This window comes from Pedobacter sp. MR2016-19 (assembly GCF_014947265.1).
Taxonomy (GTDB): Bacteria; Bacteroidota; Bacteroidia; order Sphingobacteriales; family Sphingobacteriaceae; genus Pedobacter.
Genome location: NZ_JADCNK010000001.1, coordinates 212,643 through 232,031 on the forward strand (window position 1 = coordinate 212,643; position 19,389 = coordinate 232,031).

A 19,389-nucleotide genomic window follows, 5' to 3' on the forward strand; every position below is an offset into this window, starting at 1 on the left:
GGTAGTTATTAGCCGGTTTGGGAAGCAGTTATTGGCTCCCGCGACAGACACTCAAACACTTCCCAAAAATTTCAGAAGGCCTTCTGATTTACAGTTTGTAGCAACCCCCACGCATGGGGCGTGGGGAACTACGTGTACATCACTTTTTAAATTTTTGAATCATGTTTATTCCATTTTTTATTGCCATATTATTAGGCTTAGTAAGCCCATCGAATACAAGCAGCAACTGTAACCACAACAGCGGTACAACCGTAAGTACCAACAGTAACACCCCTGGCGATCCAGGTACGGACCCAGGAGATGGTGAACCTGGTGACGATACTGGTGGTGATACAGGAAATAACCCTCCAAGATAGTATCTATAATACGGGCAAAAATTTGCCCGTATTTTTTTTTAAATTAGAGGATTAAATAAAAACAATTTGAAAAACTATTTAGCGCCTCTTCTCTTACTCATAATCCTGTCTTGTAAGAACAATAAGACCGAAAATCTGACCAGTATTAATAATCCCTATTACGAGAAAGCGTGGTATTTTTCTGAGCATGATATTCCTGATAGTAGCTTTATTTATTTTAATAGAGCCAAGGAAGAATTCCTAAATCGCAATGATAGTGTGGGAGTAGCCAAAAGTTTAATAAATATGGCTATCATAAGTGGCGACCAGAATGATTATTTTGGGAGTCAAGAGATATCATTATCCGCAATACAATATCTCAATGTAAACTATGAAAATCAAAAAGAGATATTATCCTCTAATTATAATAATCTTGGCAAAGTAGCTCATCATTTAAAAAGATACGCCGAAGCGGATCATTTTTATATTCAATCTATCGATCTTGCAAATAAGGAAAAATCTCGAGTGATATACATAAGTAATTTGGCAATTAATTTATCCGATCAAAAAAGATATAGTGAAGCACTATCTTATTTTGAAAAAATAATAAAAAATAAAAGCCTTACAAACGATAGTAATTCATTTCCTCGCGTATTAACTAATATGTCTTTGACGAAATGGCGCCAAAACCCAAATTACAATCCAGTAGCAAACTTTTTAAAAGCTTTGCATATCCGGGAGAAAATCAATGATCAATGGGGACAAAACTCAAGTTACGCACATCTTGCAGATTATTATATCCAAAAGCAATCCGATTCTGCATTGTTTTATGCAAATAAAATGTATCATGTGGCTAAAGAAATAAAAAGCGCAGATGATCAGCTTGAAGCTTTACAGAAACTCATAAAACTAAGTCCACCCAAAGAAACAAAACATTTTTTCAATGTTTACGAAAAACTAAACGATAGTGTCCAAATTGCCCGCAATGCTGCCAAAAACCAATTCGCACTGATCCGTTACGACACTGAAAAAAGCAAAGCCGATAACCTCGTGCTGCAAAAAGACAACGAAGGCAAAAGGTATCAGATCATCATACTCATTATCGGTATTCTTCTACTCATTATTGTTGGTACCCTTTGGTATAAAAAAAGAAAACAACGATTAGAACTCGAAGCTCAAAACACCATCCGCGATAATAAGCTTAAAACCTCCCAAAAAGTACATGATGTGGTTGCCAACGGGTTGTACAGGATCATGAGCAAACTCGATAATCAGGAAACCTTAAAAGACAATCCAATTGTTAACGAAATAGAGGAACTTTACGAACAATCGCGTGACCTCTCTTACGAGAAACCAAAATCCAAAGATCAGAACTTTCACGAAAAAATATTTAATCTGTTAAAGTCATTCGCTTCCGAAAATACCAGGGTAATACTGGTTGGGAATTCGGCCCCATTGTGGGAAAAAGTTTCTGAAAAGGCCAAAGATGAAATAGAGCACATCCTTCAGGAACTGATGGTAAACATGGGCAAACACAGTCAGGCAAGCGATGTGGTGATCAAATTTGAGCAGGCAGAACAAAAAATAAACATTTATTATACCGATAACGGTATTGGCATTGCGGGTAAGCCACAACCTAAAAATGGCTTAACAAATACGGGAAACCGTATTGATGCAATTGGTGGTACAATTACCTTTGATACCAAAGTTGAAAAGGGGCTTAAAATCCAAATCTCTTTTCCGGTTTCCTAATTGTATTAAATATGTTTAAAAGAATACTTATTGCCGAAGATCAAGAAACACAGAATATTTCCCTGCAAAAAACATTGGCCGAAATAGGTGTCGAAAAACCCGAATATGTATATTATTGCGACGATGCACTTACGTGGATTAAAAATGCCGTTAGAGAAGAGCGACCTTATGACCTGTTAATCACCGATCTCTATTTCGAAGAAGATCATAACCCGCAAAAAATCGACGGAGGTGCCGAACTCATCAAAGCCGCCAAAGAGGTGCAACCCAATTTAAAAACCCTGGTATTTTCCGGAGAAAACAGGCCGGCAGTTATCGACATGTTATTTAAAGAAATGCATATTGATGGGTATGTGCGCAAAGCCCGTCACGATGGGCAGTACTTACGCCTCGCCATATCGGCTATCCATAACCATAAAAAATATCTTTCGCCTGATTTAAAACAGGCCAGAAAAGAAAATAATTCTCACGATTTTACCGACCTCGATATTGCAATCATCTCTCAGCTGGTTGATGGAATGCCACAAAAAAACATCCCATACTATCTACAAGAGAACAACATCAAACCCTCAGGCCTGAGTAGTATCGAAAAACGCCTTAACCTGATGAAAGAGGTACTTGGCTTCTCCAAAAATGAGCAGCTTATTGCCTATTGTAAAGACATCGGGATTATTTAGGATTGCGTCAGGCGATTAGCGCAGAGCGTTTAGCAGTCTACTAGCCCCAAGTCGATTAATCCCGGTTAACCCAACCAGAATATGGTTTCCCGTAAGGAAAACAATCACAGCCGCTCTACATTTGATCAAAAAACTCAAAAGCCAAATCAAATGGACCTTAAGCTTAAATTAGAACAACTTCATCAACGGGTGGTCGGATTAAAAGATCAGATCAATACCGAAGAGGCTACGAAAAATGCATTTGTAATGCCCTTTATTCAAATCCTTGGTTACGATATTTTTAACCCTACAGAAGTGATCCCCGAACACATTTGCGATATCGGCACTAAAAAAGGAGAAAAGGTAGATTACGTGATCCGAAAAAACAATGAGCCCATCCTCATTTTCGAATGCAAACACTGGAAAGAAAGTGCCGATGCACACAACTCTCAGTTGCACCGCTATTACCATGTTTCGAAAGCACGTTTCGGCGTATTAACCAACGGTACAGTATACAATTTTTACGCCGATTTAGAAAAACCGAATATTATGGATGAGAAGCCTTTTCTGACCATCGATATTGAAGACCTGAAAGATAATGCGCTTAAAATCCTCGAAAGTTTTACCAAAAACGAATACAATTTAGAAACCATTCTCGATTCGGCCGAAGGTTTAAAATACATCAAGGCCATCAGAAAAGAATTTGAAAAAGAAATAGACACCCCATCTGATGAAATGGTAAAATTACTGGTGAACCGGTTTTTTGATAAACCTTTAACGGCAAACCGGATGATCGCCTTTAAAGAGTATACCAAAAAGGCCCTGGCTATTTCCATCAACGAATCGATCAGCGACCGCTTAAAATCGGCATTAAATATCAATGAGAAAATCGAGAAAAAGGAAGAGGACAAAGCAATTCCTGTTATAGAAGATCCTGATGCTTCTAAAATCGTAACCACTGAAGAAGAGTTGGAAGCCTTCCAGATTGTAAAGGCCATTTTACGCGAGAAGATCCCTTCGGCACGGATTGCAGCCCGCGATACCCAATCTTACTTTGGCGTATTACTGGACGACAATAACCGGAAACCCATCTGCAGGTTCCACTTTAATACCGCCAATAAATACCTCGAAACTTTTCAGAACGGCAAAGATGCCGGTGAGAAAAAACAGTTGTTCAACCTTGATGAACTTTACGATTACAGGGCTCAATTGCATCAAACTTTGGAAAATTATTAATTACCCGCTCAATACTCAAAAAATGCAGGGATTGCTCCACCGTTTGTGTTGGTAGCAGGCAGGGCAATCTCTCATTTTTAAACGCATAAAATCCTTCTCTATTTTTCATCCTGAGCGGAGTCGAAGGATCTTTTATAACGATTAACAAGCAGCACATTCTTATTTTCAACCATATAAGAAATATAAGATCATTTAAGCTTGCAAAACCCTCACCGCTCATCGTCCTTTAGATTTGTAATGATATATTATTTAGGAAAACTTAATATTTGTTCTACTTAAATTAATTAGCAGATTACCTAAAATGGTAGCGGCACATTAAAATTCGTCAAGGTTTTTATGCCTATGAAATGATTCAATCCGCTACCATTTTTTCCCTTAGTGACCAGATAACAATTAGGGCAATACTCATTATTAAGGACTAGGATCGATGGGGTAAAACTTAGGTAACCACTACAAACATAAAAAATAACAGGATGATTGCCACTACAAAATTTTTTATCGGTATTGATATTTCCAAACCGCACTTCGATGTTGCATTGATGGCCGTTGTGAACCATGTAAAACAGGAAATAGCCACCGCACGGTTTGACAACACCGCGCCAGGGATAAAGCTATTTGAGAAGTGGTTGAAATCTCAGAAAACCACATTCAATGGGAACTCCCTGGTTGTCATGGAAAATACAGGGATTTATCACCGTTTAATATGGACTTTCTGCAGCAACAGAAATCTGCCCATCCATATTGGCAATGCAGCCCATATCAAATGGAGCTTTGGGATAGCAAGGGGCAAAAATGATAAAATAGACAGTATCCGTTTATGCAACTATGCATTTAAGGAAGCGGATGACCTAAAGGCTACAGCTGCCCTGGATCCCGAGCTGATGCTCTTGAAAGATCTGATATCAGCGAGGACAAAGCTGCTCAAACAAAGGTCCGGCATTAGCGTTTCGGTAAAAGAACTTGGCAATGTCAATGGTAAAGAACATCAGAAACTGATTGAAAAAGCACTTAAAAATGCAATTGAGGGTATAGCAAAGTCAATCAGGAACCTCGAAGATCAGATCAAAAAAATTATCACAGGAAACCAGGGTTTCAAGCAGAACTACAAATTATTGCTCAGTATCCCTGGGATAGGACATGTTACCGCAGTATACCTGATTGGCTGCACTGGGAATTTTGCAGGGCGGCCCAGTGGAAAAGAACTGGCCTGTTATGCGGGGGTTGTACCATTTGAACACAGCAGTGGTATAAGTATCAAAGGTAAAACCAGAGTACACCGGATGGCCAATAAAGAGCTTAAAAGATTGCTGCATATGTGTGCATTATCTCTAATTCAACATAATGAAGAATTCAAAACATATTACAATAGAAAAAAGGATGAAGGGAAGCACAGCATGAGCATAATTAATGCCGTTAGAAACAAAATAGCATTGAGAGTTGCAGCAGTTATAAAAAATCAGGCTAGTTATAAAAATAACTATAATATAGCTGCTTAAAATTTGTTTTTATCATAACAATCATTTCGACCGCAGTGGAGAAATCTATATCACCTAATTTAATCCCCTCTGTGTTCTCCGTGTTTATCTCTGTGAATCTCTGTGGTTGAAAAAGCGTTTATCATCCTGAGGGGTAATTTATTTTATAAAAATCGATATAAATTACAGTAATCAATCTACTTATAAAAATTCTCTCAAGTTACCGTCATTTAGAGCGGAGTGCAACGCAGTCGAGAACCACGAAGTGCTCAGCGAAGCTAAATCTGCCTTGATAGATCTCTCCATTTCGCTGCACTACAGTCGAGATGACGACTCGTTTTATTAATTCTGCCGCCGGTATTTATTTTTTTAATCGCATTAAATAGTAGTTCTCATTTACGGGTTCCCGTAAGGAAAGCCCTCTTGATCAGGGTACTTTTGAATCATTAAACCACAATAAAAAATGATCACGAAGGATCCGGTTAAACCATCAGTTGCAAAAAAAGGTCAGCACAATAGCAGTGTAATGCTGCCAAGGCTTGTAGGTGCCATTTGTGCCATAGCCTGTTTTGTTGCCATATTAAGATTGCCGATAGGGTATTACACCTTTCTCCGTAACATTATTTCATTAGGGGCATTGATATTCATTTACAGCTGGATCAAACAAAAGAACTACAACCTGGTAATTGTTTTTGCACTTATACTCATTCTTTTTAATCCTCTGTTTCCCATTTACCTGCATCGGAAAAGCATCTGGATCCCACTTGATATCATCACCGGACTATTGTTTTTAATCATTGCTTTTTATAAGAAAAGTGAACCTGTAAAACAAGACGAAAAAGAGACTGAAATTTTACCCGTTCAAAAAACATACTCCAGAGACCGGATTGTTTCGTCAAAAAAAGAAATACAATAATCACATTATAAATCAAACTAAAACTTAATGTTATGATTGCCCAAATAGAAGAATTTTTTAACCCAAAAACAGCCGATGCGCCTCAGGACGAAAATGTAGAGATTAAGGAGCCGGCTACCGAACAAGAGGAGGAAGTAAGAAAAAGAACTTACCACGAAGCCGGCTTTAGGGATGGATCGAGAAATAGTGGTAGTCCACTGGCGCTTTCGATCTGTTTGAACGCCATTTACGCCAGGTTTCAAAATGAAGAAAAAGAACTGGTAGAAAAGCAGCAGCTAGCGAAAGAACCTTATATCAATGAGCAGAAAACTAAAGAAACCGAAATAAAAACACTGGTAATCAGCAAAGAAAGTAAAGAACAGCAGATTAACAAGGTAGAAACCGATATCAGGGCGGTAAAAGATAATATCGAAGAGCTAAAATTCGAAATCAACGACCTGCCCCGGAATCCCGAAAAATACCACATCAGTGCTTCAAAAGGTGCTTCAGGCAAGTTTTGGATCGGTTTAATCATCCTCATGCCTTTAAGCCTGTATTTATTTACTTTTTATATTTCTACCTCTTATTCTGCCTTTTTTAAACCCTTTGATGCCAATAGCACCATCATCATGAATGTGCTCGATTCGAAAGCTTTTGAAAAGGCCTGGCATGATGGATCGTTGGAAGGTGCTTTTGTAACCTTTATCCCTTTTGTGTTTTTAGGACTGGGTTATTTAATCCACATGTTCAGAGAGGTTAAAAGCATATGGAACTATTTCAAGATCGGACTACTTTTTACTATCACCTTTATTTTTGATGCCATTTTGGCTTACCAAATTGAAGAAAAGATTTATGATCTAAATAAAACTATGGATGACCCCAATTTTAATATTCCCATTGCTGCAGAAAAAATCCAGTTCTGGGGAATCATCTTTGCCGGTTTTGTGGTGTACCTCATCTGGGGAGTAGTGTTCGACTTTATCATGAAAGAACACCGCGAGAAAGACAAAATCAAACACGAACAGCTGCGGAGAAAAAAAGACATTCAGATCCATCAGGATAGGATAAGCGATATTGAAATTCAAAAAGCAAAATTGCTCGAGGAACTTAATAAATTCAAAACAGACTCAGTTGCAGCTCAAGAACGGGTTAAAGCACTTCAGCATATTATTGATGCCGTAATTATTCCCACCAAAGAGTACGTGTTATATGCTTCAGAATATATGCAGGGCTGGATTACATTCGTTAACGAAAAACTGCGCATTTCACAACATGAAAAAGTTGTTCTTCAAAATGAATGCATGGAGAGTTATCAGGAAAATCTTAAAAATGTAGGAGCCAGTGAAGATTCGCAAAATTCTGTTTATGTCACTACTTTATAAGCCCTAACATCATGAAGTCAACATTACTAAACATATTACTGCCGCTCTTAATTACAACTGCTTTTGCGAAAGAGGGTAAAGCCCAGCCAGCAAAACAGAATCTCAATATTAGCTTTTTATTGGATTTATCCGATCGGATAGATCCTAAAAAGAATCCCGGGATTTACCAGCGCGACTTGCAATATATAAAATCAGTACAAAAAGCATTTATTAACCATGTAAAGGGGAAAAAGATGCTCCTGTTAAAAGACCAGATGCAGGTTTTCTTTAATCCCCTGCCCAATATTCCCAGTATTAATCAGCTTAGTGAACAGTTAAAAGTCGATTTTAACCCCAAGACCAGTAAAAAGGATTTCCTGAATATAGATAAGGTGTATAACGATAACCCTGCAAAAATTTACCAGAGCGCTATTAAAGACCATAATTATGTGGGCTCTGATATCTGGAGGTTTTTTAAAAGCAATGTGCAACTGTATTGCATTAAACCAGAGCATCGGAATATTTTAGTAATACTAACTGATGGTTACATGTACCATGCGAATAGCATTATCGTGGATGGCGGTAAAAGCTCTTATATTACTCCAGAATTTCTCCGTTCGAAAAAGCTCACCGCTGCAGATTACCAAAGCATTATGAAGAAAAATAACCTTGGTTTTATTGCCTTCCCTTATAATTTAAAAGAGCTCGAAATTATAGTGTTAGGCATCAATCCTTCCATTAAAAATCCCTATGAAGAAGATGTGATTAAGCAGTATTGGAGTGATTGGTTTAAAGAGATGAAAGTGAAGAAATTTGATTTACTAACAAATGATTTGCCGGCTGCATTAGACCCTGTTATACAACAGATTATTAAATAGCTAAAAATTATAACTATTATTAAATATCCATTTATTTTTATTAAATCATTCCCCTCATCATGAAAACACTTTCCTTACTTATCTTTTTCTTGGCCAATGCTACCTGCAAAGAAACCACAACCGTGTATGTATGCAACAGTCCTGGCGCTAAAAAATACCACATTACCTCCGGTTGTCGAGGTTTAAGTAACTGTACCTATAAAATTGTAAAGATTGATATCGAAAAAGCCAAAAAAGACGGCAAAACACTATGCGGCTGGGAAAACTAAGCCTGCTGCTGTTGTTGCTCACGCTTCAGTCCTGCTTCATCCAGCCAGCTGGAAATAAAGGCATCAATTACAGTAATCTTGTTTTTACAGCAAAGGTCATCCGGATTTTAGATGGCGATACTATGGAAGTATTATACCAAAACCAGCCCGTCAAAATCCGTTTGGCGCATATCGATTGCCCCGAGAAACGTGGCCACCAGCCTTTTGGTACCAAAGCCAAACAAGCCCTGTCCAATCTGTGTTTCGGGCAAATGGTAAAGGTTCAGGGCCAAAAATACGACCGCTATAAAAGACTGATTGCCGTAGTGATTAACGATAAAAAACAGGTGCTTAATCAGGAAATGCTTAAACTGGGCATGGCCTGGCATTTTAAAAAATATTCGAGTGATCCGCTCTATGCGCAGTTGGAGATAAACGCAAGGAAAAATAAAATAGGTTTATGGCAGGATAGCAGTGCCGTAGCTCCTTGGGAGTGGCGAGAAACAAAGCATAGTTTGGTTTTTTCCCTCAATAAAAAGTAATTCATCTTTGAATGCTGCGCTTTACTTTACGAAAGAAAGCTTCCTTTCCATCCCGGGTTCGTAGCAGATGATGATATAGATGAAAAATCGTAAAATGCTTTATATTACACCATCAGGCAGACTATAAAGTTTCAGGGCAAAGAAATTATCTTCTAACTTTCTGGTTTATCCGGACGGATAGATGAACGACTGGATGTTAGGAATGAAAAGGTGCAGGAGAAACTATATAGTTTAAAGTAGATCATCAAGTAGCGATTGCGAAATTTCATTGATAACGGTCCCCTCATCTTTGGGGTTATACCCAAATTACAAGATAAGTAGAACTAAAAGTATTCACCCTTAAAGTTTCAGAATTAATATGGCTAAATTAGAGGGATGAAAAGGACGTTCCACAAATTTTTATTCATGCTTTCTCCGTTGTTCATATTAGTTGTTGCTCAAACAGAAGCGCAGATATTATTAAAATCTTCAAATAAAATAAATAGCTCAAAAAACCTGAGCTATACAGATGTTGTCGAAACGAAATTTTCATTTCAGGATCAATTTTATGGCGATACAATTAAATCCAAATTAATACCGGCAGAGGAGAAAAAGCACGAAATAGGCAAGTACAATTTGGAAGGAAAAAATGTAAAATACGCTTTTGATGGCATTAAACTTTTAACATTAAATTACGGAGATAGTACATATTCCGCTCAAAAAGAGGCTATATCAGGACAGGATACCAGAACACTGATTTATTGGTCTGATAAGATGAAAAAAGTAAGTGGCTCATCAAAAAACAAAGCATTTTCAATAACAGATACCGTTATCAATGCCAACACCTATGCTAATGTCGAAGTAATTGAGAAGGATACCATCGATAACAACCAACACCATTACATTATAAGTAAGTTTATAATTGATAAAAAATCCCTGCTACCTATCAAGATTATCAGTATGTTCAAAGGCAAAGCGAATGACGGCAGTGATTTCGGGTTAATTGAGATTCATAATTATAGTGAGTATAAAATCAACCAAACAAGTTTTCCTGATTTGAGTTCAGCTACAATCCCAGATTATTTCAGATTACCAAAGAAAAGAGAGCCGGTTAAATTTCTGAAAAATGGATTGCTTGCACCGCAGCTGAATGCATTTGATCTGAAGGGGCTGAAACTTGACAATGAAACTTTAAAAGGAAAAGTTGTTCTTATAAACTTTAGCCTGATAGGGTGTCCGCACTGTGTGGGGGCAGCGCAGATGTTGAACAGGTTGGACGAAAAATTTAAAGATCGCAATCTAAAGATCATAAATATTTACCCCATTGATACCGGCGAAATTGTTGCCCGCTTTGACCGAAGGGAAAATGTTTCCTCACCAAGTTTTACAGCAGATAGATCCGTACAGAAAACTTACCCCTTTGATGGCTATCCATCTTTTTACCTAATAGATGGTCAAGGAAAAATTGCGCAATCATACAATGGGTACTATAAAGAGCTTGAAGCTGAACTTGAGAAAAAGATAGCGGCTTCACTTTGATTTTATAATCGGTCTGGCACAGAGATTTCACTGTCATGATGGGCGATAAAAACAATGATTTTGCGTTTAGATTTTAACTTAGCTGTATGAAATTACACTATCAACCGACAAAATAAAAGGCATGACAAAAACCTTCCTTTAAAGCTCATTGATTGGCTTATTTAAACGGGAAAAACTAAGCCAATGGTAATCATTCTTTTCAATTAATGACATGCCTTTAGATAAAGCTAATATTAAAAAAATAATACAAGTAAGCTGCGCTATTATAATATCCCAGCAAAATAAAATACTGGTTACCCAAAGAGCTGCTAACATATCTTTACCTTTAAAATGGGAATTCCCTGGGGGCAAAATAGAACAGGGAGGAATTGAAGAAGAAGCGATCATAAGAGAAATACGGAAAGAACTGTATGTAGAGATAAGCGTCATTAGTAAATTGCCAGAGTTTATTCATAACTATGAAAGCTTTAGCATTACCTTAATCCCTTTTATTTGTAAGATTGAAAAGGGAAAGATAAAACTTACCGAACATCAAGCTTTCCGTTGGCTAAATCCAAATAACTTGTTAGATTTGGATTGGGCAGAGGCCGATATCCCGGTTGCTCAACACTATTTAAATACGTTCAACAAATAAGATATGCCATTTGAACTCGGTCTGTACGAAAAATTGATCACCAAATTAATTGCTTCAAAACTCGACCAAATGGATGAAGAGAAATTCTTCATACAAAAAACGATACTTGATAAATCGGAAGCAGCCAGATACCTAAGTCTTTATCTTTCTGAAACCATTCAATTTGCATTGCAACAGATCAAGGAAGGGGATCAGGGGGGTATCCAAAAGAAAATCGAACTATCCAATCAGATCATCCAAGTGCTGATCTCGGCGCTACCCGATTTAACATTAACCAATAACCTCATTACCTCCGAAGGGCAATTATTAGAAGCCGTTTTATCTATTGAAGATTCGCCATTCCCTGACTTAAAAGAGCGCGTGAAGCAAATTATGCCCTATACCCGGTTAAGCCAAAGCGAACTGTTTACAGGTAGCAATGCAGGCATTTCTTTAGAAAGTGAAATTAAAAAGGAAATCCTCTCGGCAGATGAGATATGCTGGCTCGTATCCTTTATTAAATTTTCGGGTATCAGGATTTTTAAGGATGAATTAGAAGCATTTACCAACAGCGGCCGTAAACTGAAAATTATCACCACCACCTATATGGGGGCAACGGATGTAAAAGCAATAGAATTTTTATCAGGCTTGAAAAATACCGAAATCAAGGTTTCTTACAATACCGAGCACGAGCGATTGCACGCTAAGGCCTATCTATTTTTAAGAAAATCGGGATTTGATACAGGCTATATTGGCTCTTCCAACCTTTCACGCTCGGCACTCACCAATGGCCTAGAGTGGAACTTAAAAGTTACCCAAAAGGAAATTGGGCATATTATTGATAAGTTCAAAAAGACATTCAACACCTATTGGGCCGATAAAGAATTTGAACCCTATGTGTTCGGCACCGATCAGTTGAAACTCAGCACTTCGCTAAAACAGCAAAGAAGTCGCGATCAACGAGGTATTGTTTCTTTCTTCGATATTACGCCAAAACATTTCCAACAGGAGATTTTGGAGCAACTCGAATCTGAACGGGTTAATCACCATCGCTTTAAAAATTTGATTGTTGCCGCAACGGGTACTGGTAAAACGGTAATCTCAGCCTTCGATTACAAAAGATTTAAAGCCAATAATTCACAAGCTAGACTTTTATTTATTGCGCATCGGAAGGAACTTTTAGAACAAGCACAAGATATGTTTCGCCATGTATTGCGTGATGCTAATTTTGGCGACCTCTGGGTAGATGGAATGGAACCCTTGCAGTACGAACATGTTTTCGCATCGGTACAAACACTCAACAACCGCCTACCCAACTTGAAACTCAGCGCTGGCTTTTATGACTTTATCATCATCGATGAAGTACATCATATCTCCGCGAATAGTTATCGTTTGGTGCTAGAGAAGTTTAGTCCTCAAATATTACTTGGTTTAACCGCTACCCCCGAAAGAAATGACGCAGTGGATATTTTAAAAGATTTCGATCATACCATTGCCGCAGAAATCAGATTACCCGAAGCGCTCAATAGCAAACTGCTTACTCCATTTCAATATTTTGGTTTGTCGGATTCTGTAGACCTGAATAGGGTTCAATGGAAAAACGGCAAATATGAACATAAAGAACTGACAAAGATTTATACCGCTGATGACCGCCGTGTGCAGGAAATCATTTCTAACTGCGAAAAATACCTTACAGATGTGAATGAGGTAAGGGCGCTTGGATTTTGCGTGAGCAAAGAACATGCACGATACATGGCCGAAAAATTTGTTCTTTATGGCTGGAAAGCTGATTATCTTACTTCGGATGATTCAGCAGTTAAACGGGATGGTATACGCCATCGCCTGCTCAATAAAGAAATCAATTTTCTATTTGTTAGAGATATGTTTAATGAAGGGATCGATATTCCCGAGGTGGATACTGTACTATTTTTAAGACCAACAGAAAGTTTAACCATTTTCTTGCAACAGTTAGGAAGAGGCTTGCGATTAGCAGAGCATAAAGATTTTCTAACTGTACTCGATTTTGTTGGGCAGGCTAGGGTTGAATATGATTTTGAACATAAATTTAGGGCACTAGTAGGTAAAACAAATACACCCATTTTGAAGGAGGTACAAGAAAACTTTCCACATCTCCCACTTGGGTGTAGCATTATTCTAGAGAAAAAAGCAAAAGCGGTTATCCTAGCCAATATCAAAGATGCTACTGTCCTTAACCGCAGACAGCTCATTGTGAAACTGCAAAATTTTAAACACCAGTCCACACTAAAATTATCATTACAAAACTTTCTCCATTTTACAGGCTTGGAGCTAGCCACTCTTTACAAAAAAGGTAGTTGGAACAGGTTATGTGCAGATGCTGGATTAATCGAAAATTTTCAAGAGTCATTAGAAATTCAGATCACTAAAGGTATTAAAAAACTGATGCAATCTAACTCGATTTCCTACTTTAATTTTCTTATAAACCTTATTCAAAACGACTTTAAAATAAGAGATCTAACAGAAAAACAAAGATTGATGGCGCTGATGTTTTATTACGACTTCTTTCAGTTGGATCAAAAAACAAGCTTAAAAACCTTGGAAGAATATTTTTTAGCAATTAAATCTAATCCGGTTATGCTTGCTGAATTAAAAGAAGTAATTCATTATTTGATTAACCAAGTTAAGTTTGTAGAAAAGCCTATATTACTGCCTTTTGCTTTTCCACTTCAGGTACACAGCCGCTACAACAGAGATCAGATTTTAGTTGCGCTACAGTTGCATCAATTTGAAAAAGCCTCTTCTAACCGAGAAGGAGTTGCTTTAAACAGTAAATTGAATACTGAAGCCTTATTCATTACGCTAAAAAAATCAGAAAAAGAATATTCTCCGACAACGCTGTATGATGATTACGCCATTAATGAAACACTATTTCATTGGCAATCACAAAATGCAACCAGTTCAACTTCACCAAAGGGGAAATCATATATTGAACAGAAAAAATCGAATAAACATATTTTAATATTTGTGCGGGAACAGAATGAAGATGAATTTAGCAATACGATGGGCTATGTTTTTTTAGGTAAAGCTGGCTTTTTAGAAAGTGCAGGAGACAAACCCATGAATATCCAATGGCTTTTAGAAGAACCCATGCCCGCCTACATTTGGAAAGATAGTGCTAAATTAGCGCAGGCTTAATTAGTACATCCCTATTTTAAAATTATTTTGAACCTTAGTCTCCAAAAATACCTCAAAGCTTTCACCCGCCTCAAACGCGGTGTAACACCATATGGTTTAGCGCCACATAAACCTGTTTTATTGCTAAGCTTAATTGAGCTTATTGAAAAAGGTGTGGTCACCAATAATCAGTTCGAAGTAAATGCAAATCTTGTAGCCACTTTTAAAGAAAACTGGTTATTGCTCGTGCCTACTTTACATCAGGCCGATTTTACACAGCCTTTTTATTATTTGCAGAGCGAAAAAGTGGAAGGTATGCCCTTTTGGATTTTACAGCCTAATTTAGGCATGCAAATTAATGCACACATTAAATCGGTAACCCGCTTAAGTGAAACCTGTGCCTTTGGTTATTTTGAATCAGAACTATTTATATTACTCAGCAACCCCAATAATAGGGCCATAGCAACTACATTGTTGCTTGATACATATTTTGCAGAAAGTAAAGTCGGTTTTATTGCGGCTAAAAACCATGGTGAAGGCTACCTGCACGATCAGGAAGATTTTGTGTTAAATGAGCCTGAAGCCATATACAAACGAATGATCATCAATACCGAAGAAGATGTTTTCGTTAGGAATGGATTATTTAAGAAATTGGTGCCGAAAATTTATGGGAATAAATGCAGTTTTACGGGTATGCAATTAAGCAATACCTTTGGGTATAGTTTTATAGATGCCTGCCATATTATACCATTTAGTGAAACGCACGATGATAAAGTAACCAATGGCATTGCCCTCTGCCCAAATCTGCATCGAGCATTCGATCGTGGTCTGGTTAGCATAACTAATGATTATACCATTTTAGTTTCTAAACACCTTATCGAAAACACTAATCATCCTTATGCTTTACATGCATTAACTGGGCCGAGAATTTTATTACCGAACAAATCAACCCAATATCCTGAAATTGATGCAATAGAATGGCATCGGAAAAATATCTTTAAGGATTAAGTAAAACAAAGCACTCCGGGCAGCTTTAACGTACACGACAATTGTAGGCAATACCTTTGCCGGCGATGTATTTTGTGCCTTGGCTTTTGGCGTTAAAGCGCGAAAACGATGTGGTGTCTGACAGTCAGTACCTGGGCGACTTTACCATGCCACAGGCTTAACCCATAAACCCTGCCCTAACTGTTGATTATAACCGTTGGAACAGGGTTTATTAAACTTTTGTTTTTGAGCTACACTTTTCTCACTGCCGTTTTTAATACAGAAAGAAGGAAAAGGATCAAAAATACGATGATCACAGGAGCAAAAACTTCTAACCAGCCTATGCGCCCGATAATTATTTTGATAATAAAAAGGATGCTGCTAAACAGCATCCCCAATAAGATTAAGATTTCTTTAAAACCTCTTTGTTTTGTTTTTCTGGTTCTTTTTTTTGCCACAGGTTTTTCTTAAATGGTTAACTTATAGCAATGTAATTTCAACACGCCTGTTCTTTTTTCTTCCAGCATTGGTGTTATTTGAGGCAATCGGATTTTCAATGCCTTTTCCTGTTGTACTTATCCGGCTTGCTTCAATATTTAATGCCGTTAAATGATTTTTAAATGCATCGGCCCTCGCCTGCGATATCTGTTGGTTTAGGGTTACAGGGCCATCGCTGCTGGCATAACCATCAACATGGATGGATGCCGTTGGGTTTTTGATCAAATAAGCAACAATGCGTTTGATTAAAGTTTTGTTGGTGTTTGCAAAAGATGATGAGCCTTGAACAAATGTTACCGGTACCGTATGGTTCAATGCTTTGAGTGCTGCAGTTTCTAATTCAGGCGAAGCATCATTCAGACTATCTTTTTTGTTTGATTTTTCTTCAGTTCCCAAAGCCTTTATCGGCGCAGTTGTTGTGTCTGTACTATCAACTTTTTCTTTTGCCGGTGTTATGGCCGTAGCCGCGCCAGCCGGATCTGAAGAAACATTTTGGGTAGGTTCTTTTGCAACAGTATCTAACGTTTTATTAGATGAATAATACCAGATACCACCACCAACAACCAGTATCCCAAGCAACCAAATTAACCACGCCCATGACCTTGGAGCTGGGTTCTCAACCTCTCTTTTAGAAAGATCAAATTTAGATGGTTCTTTTTGAGAACCATCGTTTTTATTTAAATCAAATGCCATAATTTTTTATTGTTTAGGTATACATATCAACTAAAGTTTGTAAACTACCGGTGTGCGCCCTGCCCATTGCTTCAAATTCCCAGCTATCGCCAACACGGAATAAACGCCCAAATTCTACAGCATCTTCATTGGTATATTGGTCTTTCAGGTCGTAACGCAGTATTTCAGAACCATTACTTTCATCAACGATTCTGATGTAACAATCATTTACTTTCCCAAAGTTCAGGTCTAATGTTCTCCGGTCTTTTTTATTGTCGTGAGGGTATTTACAGATTGTACAGCAAATGATAATTTGTTCAATTTTATCGCTGACTTTGGACAAATCAATAAACATATCTTCATCGTCTTCGCCATCACTTCTGGTTCCGTCCGGATCATCAATGGCGCCAATAATTGCCCCGTCTTCGGTAAATGGCCTAAAGAGGCCTTTTTCCACCTTATCCTCAATTTTATTACCCATACGGATCTGTCCGTAAAAGGTAAAGTACGAATCAGAAGGGATCTTGAAATCGCCACCAATCGAAAAGGCCGAAACATCGAGGTCGAATTCTGGTCCTCCCGGTTGCTCGTTAGGATCCCAGCCCATTCCAATTTTTACAATGGTGAGTCCAGGCGCTGCCTTTGAAAGGGAGAACCGGTCTCCCTTATTTAAGTTAAAACTGCTCATCTTTTATTGATATAATTCTATTAATGTATTAAGGCCACCAGAAAAAGCCTGGCCAAGGGCCTCGACATTCCATTCGCCGCCATTTCTGGACAAAGAGGCAATCATGAGGGAATCTTCACTTGTAAATTCTTCCTTAAGCATATATTGGCACAGAACCGATTTATCGGCATGGTTCCTGATATTGATGTAGGAGTTTTGAACGTGGCCAAAATGATGGCCTCTTTCTTCGCTTTGATCGATGGTTACTGCGAAATAAAGGAATTCCACTTTCGGATCTATTTTGGATAAATCAATATGGATTACTTCATCATCGCCATCACTTTCGCCACCCCTGCTATCACCCGGGTAATGGGTAGAACCATCCGGACTCATGTTGTTGTTATAAAAAACAAAGTATTCATCGGCAAGGAGTTTGCCGTTTTCGCCCAGCATAAATACCGAGAGGTCGAGGTCTACCGGGTGCCCGTTTACAACAGCGGTATCCCAGCCCAGGCCTGCAATGAGGTGACTTAAGCCCGGTTCTTCCCCGATCAGGGAAACGGGTTTTCTTTTTTCTATTTGTATAGCCATTTTATTAAGTTTTAGATTTTATACGTGCTAACTTTTTTTTGGAGGTAGCGGTGGTGGTTTTACTGAATTGTTTTTTGTGCTTTGCGTTACTTTTAATTCGGGTAGCCTGGGGATATTCACCGGTTTTGGAGCGCTACTTTCCATTTTTGGAGGCAAAGGCGGTGGTGATTTAGGGGTTGGTAGCGGAGGCCTTGTCATTACCGGTGCTGCAGCAGGGGCTTTTATTTTAACACTGTAATTGGTACTGGCAATTTCCTGAAAAACAGCCTGCATGGTATCTTTAACATCAAGTTGTTGTAATGCGACAACATGGTGATATTTTTTAAGCAGTTTTTCGGAAAAATAAAGTGTGTTGATTTCTTCTGATCCAAGTAAGATTATCACATTATCTACCGATAAGTTATTTACCTTCAACAGATCGTCTATTGCCGTAAAAATCATTCCATCGTTGGCATAATAATGAAGCCTGTCGTTCAGGTTTTTCCACTTTACATTAAACCAGTGCCGGTTTCCGTCGGATAGTTCAGCGTCACCATTAATAATCGGATTGATATTTTGAAGTAGACCTGCACAGAACGGCAGCAGAAAAGAAATTTCGTTCTCTTTATTAATCGACAGATAGGAGTTTTGGAGGATAATGTATTCTACAATCATATCGGCCAATATTTTTACCCTTGGATCTGCCCCCTGACCTACCAGTTTGGCTGAGCCCAGCACGTTGGCCTTACTATTTTTATAAAGTTTTAAATAAAGTACATCATCAATACCGTTCATTAGCAGGATAGCCTTATTGTTTGGCAGTACCTGTTTTTGAGTCAGAATATTAAAAAGGGTATGGTGATATCCAACGCGGTCTAAATTAAAGTAACCGGCTTCCTGGAACAGGGTTTCGATAAGCGATTTTTCATTATCTTCAATATCATCATCAAATAAAAAGCGTAAAGGGAACTGCTGCCTGTACGATTCGATAGAATCGGCTTTATATAATAGCGTATTTAAAAAGTGCGACAGGTATTGTTCAATCCCGTAATAAAACAGCTGTTTAACAGGCTTTTGGTTGCCGTAAATAATAAAGTGTTTACTGGGATCCTTTATAATTTCAAAGTAATTGCCATAAGCATATGGATCATTCTTATAGAAACGTTCCCTCGCTGAGGCCCCAAAAATAAAATCGTTGCCATTTACGTAAAAGTATAAAGGAATTTCATTCGATTCCTTCATTTTTAATGAGGCATAAGGGTTACTGTCTGATTGATACCAGAAAGTAACCGTCCGCTTCGATATTTTTGCCAATACGCAGAATTTCATCACT

18 protein-coding genes and 1 pseudogene are annotated in these 19,389 nt (G+C 38.1%); 15 read left to right on the forward strand and 4 right to left on the reverse strand.

Features of this window, described 5'->3' with window-relative positions:
• The first annotated feature begins 161 nt into the window (after window positions 1-161).
• The 15 genes and pseudogenes from IM793_RS00950 to IM793_RS01015 all read left to right on the forward strand — a co-directional run bounded on the left by IM793_RS00950 (window position 162) and on the right by IM793_RS01015 (window position 15,670).
• Window positions 162-356, forward strand: coding sequence for a hypothetical protein (locus IM793_RS00950; RefSeq protein ID WP_193419320.1), 195 nt, complete (start codon window positions 162-164; stop codon window positions 354-356).
• A 285-nt stretch (window positions 357-641) separates the two neighbouring features.
• A pseudogene (locus IM793_RS25080) lies at window positions 642-935 on the forward strand (tetratricopeptide repeat protein); the annotation flags it as partial.
• A gap of 63 nt (window positions 936-998) precedes the next feature.
• Window positions 999-2,087 (forward strand): sensor histidine kinase, encoded by a 1,089-nt coding sequence (locus tag IM793_RS00955; RefSeq protein WP_227256109.1) that lies wholly within the window; start codon window positions 999-1,001, stop codon window positions 2,085-2,087.
• 11 nt (window positions 2,088-2,098) lie between these two features.
• A complete protein-coding gene (locus tag IM793_RS00960) occupies window positions 2,099-2,764 on the forward strand; it encodes a response regulator (protein WP_193419322.1) in 666 nt (221 codons plus the stop codon).
• A 150-nt stretch (window positions 2,765-2,914) separates the two neighbouring features.
• Window positions 2,915-3,979, forward strand: a complete 1,065-nt coding sequence (locus IM793_RS00965; RefSeq protein WP_193419323.1) for a type I restriction endonuclease — start codon at window positions 2,915-2,917, stop codon at window positions 3,977-3,979.
• 473 nt (window positions 3,980-4,452) lie between these two features.
• A complete protein-coding gene (locus tag IM793_RS00970; protein ID WP_193419324.1) occupies window positions 4,453-5,475 on the forward strand; it encodes an IS110 family transposase in 1,023 nt (340 codons plus the stop codon).
• Window positions 5,476-5,917: 442 nt separating this feature from the next.
• Window positions 5,918-6,370 carry a DUF6804 family protein gene (locus IM793_RS00975; RefSeq protein WP_227256093.1) on the forward strand — a complete coding sequence of 151 codons (453 nt, stop codon included), beginning with the start codon at window positions 5,918-5,920 and terminating at the stop codon, window positions 6,368-6,370.
• 32 nt (window positions 6,371-6,402) lie between these two features.
• The gene (locus IM793_RS00980) at window positions 6,403-7,731 is read left to right on the forward strand and encodes a beta-carotene 15,15'-monooxygenase (RefSeq protein WP_193419325.1); all 1,329 of its coding nucleotides are present in this window, start codon (window positions 6,403-6,405) and stop codon (window positions 7,729-7,731) included.
• An 11-nt stretch (window positions 7,732-7,742) separates the two neighbouring features.
• A complete protein-coding gene (locus IM793_RS00985; protein ID WP_193419326.1) occupies window positions 7,743-8,588 on the forward strand; it encodes a hypothetical protein in 846 nt (281 codons plus the stop codon).
• A 59-nt stretch (window positions 8,589-8,647) separates the two neighbouring features.
• Window positions 8,648-8,857 carry a hypothetical protein gene (locus IM793_RS00990; protein ID WP_193419327.1) on the forward strand — a complete coding sequence of 70 codons (210 nt, stop codon included), beginning with the start codon at window positions 8,648-8,650 and terminating at the stop codon, window positions 8,855-8,857.
• Window positions 8,839-9,378 carry a thermonuclease family protein gene (locus tag IM793_RS00995; protein WP_193419328.1) on the forward strand — a complete coding sequence of 180 codons (540 nt, stop codon included), beginning with the start codon at window positions 8,839-8,841 and terminating at the stop codon, window positions 9,376-9,378. The genes IM793_RS00990 and IM793_RS00995 overlap by 19 nt, the downstream gene beginning before the upstream one ends.
• 615 nt (window positions 9,379-9,993) lie before the next feature.
• The gene (locus IM793_RS01000) at window positions 9,994-10,896 is read left to right on the forward strand and encodes a TlpA disulfide reductase family protein (protein WP_193419329.1); all 903 of its coding nucleotides are present in this window, start codon (window positions 9,994-9,996) and stop codon (window positions 10,894-10,896) included.
• Window positions 10,897-11,107: 211 nt separating this feature from the next.
• Window positions 11,108-11,530 carry a (deoxy)nucleoside triphosphate pyrophosphohydrolase gene (locus IM793_RS01005; RefSeq protein ID WP_227256094.1) on the forward strand — a complete coding sequence of 141 codons (423 nt, stop codon included), beginning with the start codon at window positions 11,108-11,110 and terminating at the stop codon, window positions 11,528-11,530.
• Between the two features lie 3 nt (window positions 11,531-11,533).
• Window positions 11,534-14,683 carry a DEAD/DEAH box helicase gene (locus IM793_RS01010; protein WP_193419330.1) on the forward strand — a complete coding sequence of 1,050 codons (3,150 nt, stop codon included), beginning with the start codon at window positions 11,534-11,536 and terminating at the stop codon, window positions 14,681-14,683.
• Window positions 14,684-14,710: 27 nt separating this feature from the next.
• Entirely contained in the window at window positions 14,711-15,670 is a 960-nt protein-coding gene (locus IM793_RS01015; RefSeq protein ID WP_227256095.1) for an HNH endonuclease, read from the forward strand.
• A 459-nt stretch (window positions 15,671-16,129) separates the two neighbouring features.
• On the opposite strand, the gene IM793_RS01020 is transcribed toward IM793_RS01015, so the two are convergent.
• Genes IM793_RS01020 through IM793_RS01035 form a run of 4 tightly spaced genes read right to left on the reverse strand, consistent with a single transcriptional unit; the run spans window position 16,130 to window position 19,385 of the window.
• Entirely contained in the window at window positions 16,130-16,840 is a 711-nt protein-coding gene (locus tag IM793_RS01020; protein ID WP_193419331.1) for an OmpA family protein, read from the reverse strand.
• A 13-nt stretch (window positions 16,841-16,853) separates the two neighbouring features.
• The gene (locus IM793_RS01025; RefSeq protein ID WP_193419332.1) at window positions 16,854-17,507 is read right to left on the reverse strand and encodes a TerD family protein; all 654 of its coding nucleotides are present in this window, start codon (window positions 17,505-17,507) and stop codon (window positions 16,854-16,856) included.
• Between the two features lie 3 nt (window positions 17,508-17,510).
• A complete protein-coding gene (locus IM793_RS01030; protein ID WP_193419333.1) occupies window positions 17,511-18,077 on the reverse strand; it encodes a TerD family protein in 567 nt (188 codons plus the stop codon).
• A gap of 27 nt (window positions 18,078-18,104) precedes the next feature.
• On the reverse strand, window positions 18,105-19,385 hold the full coding sequence (locus IM793_RS01035) for a hypothetical protein (RefSeq protein WP_193419334.1): 1,281 nt from the start codon (window positions 19,383-19,385) through the stop codon (window positions 18,105-18,107).
• Window positions 19,386-19,389: the final 4 nt, after the last annotated feature.